The organism is uncultured Boseongicola sp., assembly GCF_937988555.1.
Lineage (GTDB): Bacteria > Pseudomonadota > Alphaproteobacteria > Rhodobacterales > Rhodobacteraceae > Boseongicola.
Window position 1 is genome coordinate 1 of sequence record NZ_CALJXO010000315.1, and the last position, 8,395, is coordinate 8,395.

The 8,395-nt window shown below is 53.5% G+C and carries 7 protein-coding genes and 1 pseudogene; 2 read left to right on the forward strand and 6 right to left on the reverse strand.

Translation table 11 applies throughout. The features are described 5' to 3' along the window. The 3 genes from Q1B15_RS18800 to Q1B15_RS18810 form a co-directional block, all read right to left on the reverse strand. The coding region (locus tag Q1B15_RS18800) for a helix-turn-helix transcriptional regulator (RefSeq protein ID WP_299756659.1) at window positions 1-372 on the reverse strand (372 nt) is incomplete at its 3' end. Window positions 373-500: 128 nt separating this feature from the next. Beyond that, a complete protein-coding gene (locus Q1B15_RS18805; RefSeq protein ID WP_299756661.1) occupies window positions 501-761 on the reverse strand; it encodes a hypothetical protein in 261 nt (86 codons plus the stop codon). 65 nt (window positions 762-826) lie between these two features. Then, window positions 827-991: a hypothetical protein gene (locus Q1B15_RS18810; protein WP_299756664.1), complete on the reverse strand. Its 165-nt coding sequence runs from the start codon at window positions 989-991 to the stop codon at window positions 827-829. 36 nt (window positions 992-1,027) lie between these two features. Here Q1B15_RS18810 and Q1B15_RS18815 point away from each other — a divergent pair, with 36 nt between their 5' ends. Further along, window positions 1,028-1,234, forward strand: coding sequence for a hypothetical protein (locus tag Q1B15_RS18815; protein ID WP_299756667.1), 207 nt, complete (start codon window positions 1,028-1,030; stop codon window positions 1,232-1,234). A 283-nt stretch (window positions 1,235-1,517) separates the two neighbouring features. On the opposite strand, the gene Q1B15_RS18820 is transcribed toward Q1B15_RS18815, so the two are convergent. Further along, on the reverse strand, window positions 1,518-1,847 hold the full coding sequence (locus tag Q1B15_RS18820) for a hypothetical protein (RefSeq protein ID WP_299756669.1): 330 nt from the start codon (window positions 1,845-1,847) through the stop codon (window positions 1,518-1,520). 130 nt (window positions 1,848-1,977) lie between these two features. Here Q1B15_RS18820 and Q1B15_RS18825 point away from each other — a divergent pair, with 130 nt between their 5' ends. Further along, complete coding sequence (locus Q1B15_RS18825) at window positions 1,978-2,196, forward strand: hypothetical protein (protein ID WP_299756671.1); 219 nt, start codon at window positions 1,978-1,980, stop codon at window positions 2,194-2,196. Window positions 2,197-2,419: 223 nt separating this feature from the next. Here Q1B15_RS18825 and Q1B15_RS18830 read toward each other — a convergent pair whose 3' ends face one another. Together Q1B15_RS18830 and Q1B15_RS18835 are read right to left on the reverse strand one after the other, a co-directional pair. Continuing rightward, window positions 2,420-7,267: a RecQ family ATP-dependent DNA helicase gene (locus Q1B15_RS18830; protein WP_299756673.1), complete on the reverse strand. Its 4,848-nt coding sequence runs from the start codon at window positions 7,265-7,267 to the stop codon at window positions 2,420-2,422. Window positions 7,268-7,857: 590 nt separating this feature from the next. Beyond that, window positions 7,858-7,986 (reverse strand): annotated as a pseudogene (locus tag Q1B15_RS18835) (transposase); the annotation flags it as partial. Between the last annotated feature and the right edge of the window lie 409 nt (window positions 7,987-8,395).

Sequence of the window (8,395 nt, forward strand, 5' to 3'; positions counted from 1 at the left end):
TTGAAATTGTCTTTGCAGTGTTTGCATCGCAGGGCTCTCATGCAAAGCCTTGGGCAGTGCATCAAGAGCACGTTGCGCGCGCGCAAGCTCGCGCAATGCATCGTTATTGCTTTGAGGCTTATGACTGCCTGTACTGCGCACAATCGATCTGACTGCCGGTGCCGATTTTCTTGGTATCATCGTCAGTTCAAGGTCAAGCGCATGGGCAAGTGATGCAAGGCTTGAGAGCCGCAGGTCAACCGCATTGCTCTCGATCTTTGAGATGTGCGATTGCGGCACGCCTGAGCGAGCGCTAAGCTCTCTTTGGCTTAACCCTTTGTTTTCGCGCGCTTCCTTCAAGGCTTCCGCGATATTTTCACTAGCGTAACTCATCTTCTGATCTACCTTCACATATCAAGAACCACACTTGATATAAAATAATGTATCACATCTTCAGCACGCCAAGCAAGTCGTGATCTATTAATATAGATCATTGGAGCATTTTGATCTACTATAATGTATCACTGTTCCGCACTTATCATGCCCATTGAGTGCCCTGTATCCGAGGAAATAGGACGAAACCCCGCTAGGTAGGATGCGCTCCAATAGAGAGACATCTGGCGCGATGCCTCTTCACGTTTTTTCCATGCCTCGCTGTCGGCTTCATGGTCGAGACAAGTGAAAACATAAGCTTCTTGCCCGCCATGCTCTTCGACGATCCCATCAGGCAAGAAATACGAGCGGTAGCCAGTTTCTGTGATGGGGATTGGTGCGTCGTTCATGGCGGCGATCTCCAAATGATCAAAATCTGATTTCCAGCGACGCTTCCAAAAAACGATGCGTATCGTTACGCCGCGCCAGCCGATCTGGCTGGTGATGGGGGCACCCATCCGAGTTTGCGGATGTCGGCGTCGAAGTCTTCGAGGCTGCGATCAGTCGAATTGAGCAAGAGCTTGGGCTCGACGCTCAACCGCGCGCCATTGTCTTCCATGAGAAAGAAGGGCGTCGCCATGCACACGCTGTTTGGTCCAAGATTGACGGCGCAGAAATGAAGGCGATCAACCTTTCCTTCTATAAGCGCAAACTGACGACGATCTCAAAGCAGCTCTTCCTAGAGCAAGGCTGGCCGATGCCCGAAGGGCTTCGCGATCCAAGAAAGCGTGATCCCCTCAAATTCACTTTGGAAGACTGGCAAAAAGCCAAGCGGACGGGCCTGAACCCAAAACAGACCAAAGTTCTGCTGCGGGAGTGTTGAAATATCTCAGATAGTCGCGAGAGTTTCGAAGCTGCTCTACGTGAGAAAGGACTCTGGCTTGCGCATGGTGATCGACGCAATTTCGTTGCGGTCAATTGGAAGGGAGAAACACACTCACTGTCCCGCGCGTGTGGAGCAAAAGTCAAGGAATTGAAATCCCGGCTCGGCGATCCTCATCAGTTGCTATCTGTGGACGAAACGAAGGCATTTATCGGTGCACTTCTGCCTCCGAAGCTACAGGCATGGGCTGAGGACGCGCATGCCAAGGCAAAACAGGCGAACCTTACCCTTCAGTTTCAGCGAGAACAGATTGTCGAGCGACATAGAAAGGCGCGCGCAGATGAAAGATGCCCAAGAGACGCGCCGCATCACCGAAGATCGAAAGCGCGCCGCGTGAACCCCGCGCGGTCTGCGTGGTCTTTGGCGTTGGATTTCCGGCAAGAACCGAAAGATCAGGCAGATCAACGAGGCTGAGATTGGTCCGGAGCAAGTTCGAGACCGCGCTGAGCGGCAAGCGCTGATTCAGAGACGGCGGGCTTTGCAGCGCACGTTCGTCGCCGTCCGCAGAAGTCAGCGGGACACGCTCGAAACGCTGTTTCGCGATATTGCGCATGCCATGTCCGTTGGCCGCGTACCGGAGACGAAAGTGCGGAAACCTCGAACGCGCAATCGCGACCGGCAGCGCGGGCGCGACCGAGACAATGGTCCTGAATTCAACCAGTAACCTAAGAAAGGAGGTCGCTATGCGACACACAATTATGCTCAATCTGGACGAGGCCCATGCCCGTCAACTGAATGATCTGAGGCAGAATTTTCACTTGGCTGCCGAGGACCCTGTGCGTTTGGCCATCCGGCTGACCCATACGAGACACAAACAAAAACCCGACGTCCTGGTGCCTGAGTTCAAGCCCAGAGCAGCCAAAGAGGATTGCTATGAGGACGATGATAACAGCCCCTGTTAAAGTGCGAGGCACTTAGAAACCGCTAGCCCTATTTTGGCTGATACACTCCGGTTCTTTGTTGATCGGCTAAGTTGGTCAGCTGCTATTCGCCAAGATTTAGAACAGCCTCTAGAGAGGCAACGAGCTCGGCACGCCGGGTTGGATCGAGTTTGTCTAGGTTCCCCGTCGCGCGCATCTTCGGCATGAGTTCTTTGGTTATCAGCGGGGGCTGCTACGCTTTCAGCTACTGAGGTGAGGAAGGCGCGAAGACCAACTCAGGCAGCACAACGCTCCACTCATCTCTCTTAAGCGAAGGCTGATACTCTTCGGCAGAGTCGTCACGCACGCGCGTCGTAATTGCGTAAACTGTGCCATGAAGGAACGTGGCGTTCGGCGGCGGGGTAAATTTCTTGGCCAATCGACAAACTAAAATTCCGTCTCGATCGGTCAGCTGCCAGCTGTTCGCCAGCTGTCTTAAGAAGACTGGATCACCAGCGTTGAGCCGTTCAAGAGCCTGCAGTGAGGCGTTGCCATCGTAAAGCCTACCAGCGAAGCTCAAATCGACCTCTGAAGGATCAAGTGTTCGATAATGTTTTCCGCACTCTGAAACATCAACGGCACCATGGCCTCGCGGGCGGGTCAAAAATGGCTCGTCATTGAGCCCATCTAGGATTGGATGGCGGCTCCCAATTGTGACGAGAGCCAAGCTGCGACGGGCGCGCGTCATCGCCACATAGTGGAGCCGCCGGGCTGCGTCGCGGTCTTCCCCCTTAGATTGTCTATCCCAAGCACCATCGAGAACCACGACGTCGTCAAACTCTAGTCCTTTGGCCCGGTGAGCCGATAGCAGAAGCAGCCCACTTTGACGCTTGCGGATGTCACGCCCCCACTCGGCGAGCCACTCCAGGATGTCCTTGCGATCCGTCTCGCGATCACCAACCTCATCCACGAATTCGTCTACGCCTTCTCTTAGGATGGACCACCAGGGTCCTTCCGGTTGGTCGTCCATCCATCCGGACAGTTCCGAGACATGAAGACCCGAGCGATCCCGACCTCTCAGCCATTTTACAAGCGATTGAGTTTCGCGAAGGCGCCAAAAATTCGGAAGATCAGCGTTTGCTGTCTGAACGGGAATGCCACGCGCCTCGCAATAACTTCGCACTGGCTGAAGATACTTCCAGTCGCGCGCAATAATCGCTGTCTTAGCCCAATCCCAATCCGGCACGAGTTTAGAAAGTCGCTCCAGCTCTTCAACTGCAAGAACTGCCTGAGTCTGATGATCGCCCGCATCCTTTAGGACTTGCACGCGTCCCCGACCTACATTGTCGAGGCGCTCTAACTCGCCACCTGCCCGATCATTCTTACGGGCCCGATTTACATCGATGTCATGACCCGCTTTCATCCGATTGGATGCCGGTGCGATAACCTGGTTCGACGCACGGATTATGGTGTCTGTCGAGCGGTAGTTCTCTACCAGATATGTCGGCTGGGCTTTGTAGTCTTCTTCAAACCGACGAATAAACTCCACGGAAGCGCCAGTGAACGCATATATGTTCTGGTCGTCATCGCCGACAGCAAACAAACTGAGACGCCGGTCCTCGTCTTCGATTGAGCGGCCCGCAACAGCGGCAATGAGTTCATATTCTTCAGGACCGATATCCTGGTATTCGTCCACCAGAAACCAGCGATATCCCTCGATAAGTGTATCCCGCTGCGCTTCGGCCTCGTCGCGCGAGAGCCCGTCACCCTTCAGAAGAGCCGCCGCTTGGCCCATGATTTCATCGAAAGCAACGCTGTTGACCTTCTCAGCCTGCTTCGCAAAGCTGGCCCCAACCATACGCATGGCGAGACCATGACAGGTGGAGATCGTGACACCGCGCGCATCGTCACCGATGAGTTCGAAAAGTCGTCGCCGGATTTCAGTCGCGGCATGGCGATTATAGACCAACGCAAGAATTCCGCGCGGGTTCTCACGCTTTGCACGAATAAGGTAAGCAATTCTGTGGACGAGAACTCGTGTCTTCCCAGAACCCGGCCCCGCCAAAACCAAGACATTCGTTTGCTCACGGTCATCTGCAACGATGCGCGCCTGGATGGAGTTTCCGAGGCCTTCGACAATCGTGCGCCATGATTCCGGCGTCGTCTGTCGCCGTAGCTCTGCGCTTCGTCCCGGAAGCCATTTCTCAACAAACGTTTCACGATCGGATGTGAAATACTCGTCCGCGAGCTTCAGTGCATCGCTCAAAGACTCCAAACCACGTTCGGCGTATGTGGCCATAATATGAGTTTGAAGAACTTGCTCTTGATAGTGAAGTTTAAGCGGCTCGAAATCGGATTCTGTAAAGAGGCGGCTACCAGGTTCAAGATTAATCGTCATGGCCGACCTAAAAATCGTTAGGCCTTTTCCAAGGGTTATTACTCCTTGTTCATGCAGCCAAAGGAGTGCCCGATCGAGAAGCTTTGTTGGATCTGTAACGGCGCTACTCAGTTCGAAGTCGCTGTTTAGAGCCTCCATCAGAGCCCCCAGCGTCGTTTCTATCTGGATATCCTTGCCTCTTGTGCGCTCAGGGGCGGCTTCTTGGAGTGCATTGAGCAAAACTCGTCCAGCTAGGCGCCTAAGTTGGGCTGTAACCGAAAGCGCCTGCCATGTTCGGCGAAGCTGAACAGAAAGATGCTCCCTATCAATTTTTCGCACCTGCAGACTGCCAATACCATCGCTATCGTCGCGACCATCTCTGGCGACCCCGCGTAGGAGCTGGTCAACAATATCTGGACGTACGGTGGCATGACCCGCGTCTCGTAGCTCCTGCGAGGCGGTCTTCAGATTGAGTGTCGATGACACGCCCATTTCCAGATCAGGTGCAAATTCGCGAATTTTGTCTATCAGGTCTTTTTCGAGACTATTGGCTTCAAGCAAACGCTTTTCCGAGGAGTCCTCAACGCCCAAATGGACAAAGATCGTAATCGCCGTATCATTTGAGGCAATTCCAAGGGTTTCAAGGTCATTGAGCGCCTTGCGCATTTGTCCAGGTGAAAACCCTGCGATCCCGCATAGCTCATCGGTGGAAATGCCCTGATCCGGTGGGGCGTTGATCAGGCTTTGAACAAGGGATTTCAGCTTTAGACGATACCCTTCGGTGAAGTCGGCCTTGGCAATGATGTTCCCAGCGTCCTCCAGCGTGCGTACTTTTAGGGAGGATGGAAACACCCGGGTGCGGTTCTCTTCGCGGCTCAGCAAGACGGATTCCTCAAGCCAGGAAACTGCCGTCTTAACCCGAGTGTCATCTGTCGTAGAGTCACGTTCAAACTCGAGTTCTTTCTCTTCGCGAACGATCTCACCGGGCGTGGCGACCACCTCTCCCTTTTGCTTGGTCCGGCGATCCAACCGTCTCAGAGACTTAAGAATTGCCCCAATTTCACGTTTTTCTAATCGGGAGCGGGCAGACAAGCTGAACTGACGTTCGATGTCGTCGCGACTGAAGAGCAGGATGCATCTCGCGTGATCGCGATCGCGGCCGGCGCGCCCCGCCTCTTGCAAGTAGTTCTCGAGTGATCCCGGGATGTCTGCGTGCACAACAAGCCGGATGTCTGGCTTATCAATGCCCATCCCAAAAGCATTGGTGGCAGCAATGACCCGCAGCTCGCCACTTGCGAATTGCATTTGCACGTCGCGCTTTTCTTCAGGCTTAAGGCCCGCGTGGTAATACGCGGCCGCGAAACCGCGCTCTTTCAAAAAATCCGCAACATTCTCGGTAGATGACCGTGTCGAACAGTAGATAATCGCTCCGGAAGAGCCACTCTTCGGCAATGCTTCTTCGAGAACCATAACTACATCGCCGAACTTCTTAGCTTTGTCCGTCGGGATGATCTCGAAAGAAAGATTGTCACGTTTTGCACCTCCGTCCAGCAGTAGCAGATCGAGACCAAGCCGCTCACGAAAGTGCGCCGTAATATCTTGAATAACGTCAGGTTTTGCCGTGGCAGTCAGATTGATGATTGGGGCGGGTGGCTCATCACCTGAGTATTCTTTGATAAATCGACCAACATATCGGTAGTCCGGTCGGAAATCGTGCCCCCACTTTGAGACGCAATGTGCCTCATCAAGCACCCAGTAGCCAACTTCCCGCTGTTTAAGAACGGAGCGCACAGACGGGCTTCGAAGCTGCTCTGGAGAGATGAGCAGCATGGCCGCGTTTCCAAGCCTGACTTGGTTCAGTGCGTCATTTCTTTCAGGCAAAGAGAGCATGCCATTTATTGTTACACTGGACGTGATCCCCTGCCGGCGCATCCCTTCAACCTGATCCGCCATTAACGCGACAAGAGGCGAGATAACCACGGTGAGTGCCCCGGTCTTTTGAAACTGCGACAGCGCAGGCAATTGGTAGCACACTGATTTTCCCGTACCGGTCGGCAAAATGCCCAGGATTGACGATTTGGCAATCGCCGCTGCCACAATCGCTTCCTGGAGCGGACGACCATCTGGCCCTACTGGCTTTGGCCTAAAGTCGGGGAAGCCAAACCACCTATCGAGAAGCCCCTTCGGATCGTTTTGCGTACGGCACCACCGACAGTATTGATCGTTGCACGGTTTGTCGCGCAAACGCCGCACGATCTGGCTCGCCTCGGGGAATTGGTGCCGTACCCAGGGTGCCATGACAGAGTCTCCGCCTGCCACTGAAATCCAAGAAAGCGCATAAGCAAGCGGCCAGCCGTCACTTTCGGCTTCAGGGATAACGGTCTCAATCTGATGCTCGCAGGCTTGGCCTTTTAGGAGCCCGCGAATTGCCGTCTGACCTTCGATTGTGCTTGGTCTTTGGGCTCCCCTCACATGAGCAAAGACAGCGTCAAAGCCTTCATTCGCAGGGAGACTGGTCGCCAAGTAATGATAGGCGCGCGTGATCTCCGGATCAGTCCTATCGATCTCAGAGAGCGTTTCCACCTGATTGGCCAGAACCGTTAGGATAAGCTCTGCATCCAATTCAGGGTCATTGACGTGTCCAGCTTGAAGCCGGCCGTCTTGATAGTGTTTCACCAGATGATGGTAAGGGTTCCGTGGGAAAGCGAGTGGATTGAGCCAAAGGGTGTCAATCATCGGCTTTTCAAGCAGCCTCAGGTCGCGTTTGTTCGCTTCCAAATGACGAGCATCAAAGTTGATGAAGTTATGCCCAAGCAGGAAGTCAGCTGGATCAGAGAATTGGTCCAAGGATTGGAGCGCGCTATCGAGACTACCTTGCATGTAAACGCAAGAATCCTCCACTCCATGACGCACTCCGGCAAAGCTTTGAAGTCGATTGGTCTTCGGATAGATCTCCAGATCGATCGAAACACACCTCTCAAGGAGCGTGTCCGCGCGTGACGCTATAGGATGAACCCCGTCTTCCAAGAAACTGATCTTTCACTGCCTGCCTTTAAGTTGAGTTATCCACAGGAAGTGTGAATTATCAAAGGCGGAGATATATGTTCTTGTTGTGTTCCCTGGAGTTGCAAATGTGTGTTGCCGAATAGGCAGTGAATATTGGTCTCTACTTCTTCGTGACATTCGCTTCGACGACAAACCCACCGAAGCGATCAAAGGCGTTCCCTGCTGTTCCTATCTCTTTCATCCCGGTGTTTGTCAAAGGAGTTGTCCGCCGATTTCACGCGGTGTCTCTGATTTCAGAGGCGCTGATCTCGTTTTCGGGGTTGAGCCCGCCACTGGTGCAGTGTCGCCTCCGATATCCCTTCCTCCTGCGATAATTGCCGCACAGGCAGGTTGTTTGGAGGCAGCATCCGCTTCAGCACTGCAGCCTTGCGTTCCGGTGAATATCCCATGTCATCATCCTATCCCGCCCACCTGAGAAATAGAGAAAAGTAGAGAAGCGGACAACATCCCTGACGCAGGGGGTCTGCGTCGTACCCAAGGCACAATTCGCAGCGATTCACCCGAATGGCAGCCATGGATCATCTATTTTCTGCGTTCCTTACAGCAGCAGAAGAAAAATCTAGAAAAGAAAATCGAACGCGAGCGTCTTGTAATCGACAAGCTGCCTGAGCTTTCCGTTCAGATACTTGAGTTCGCCAAAGAGCGTGGCAAGATCACAATTGGGCAAGTGGTCATTATCACGAGCGCCAACCGTAATACCGTCAAAAAACACCTTCAGTCATTAGTTTCCGCGAACCATTTGGTACAACATGCAACAGGCAAAGGTACTTGGTACGGGCGAAAATAGCCACGGAGTTG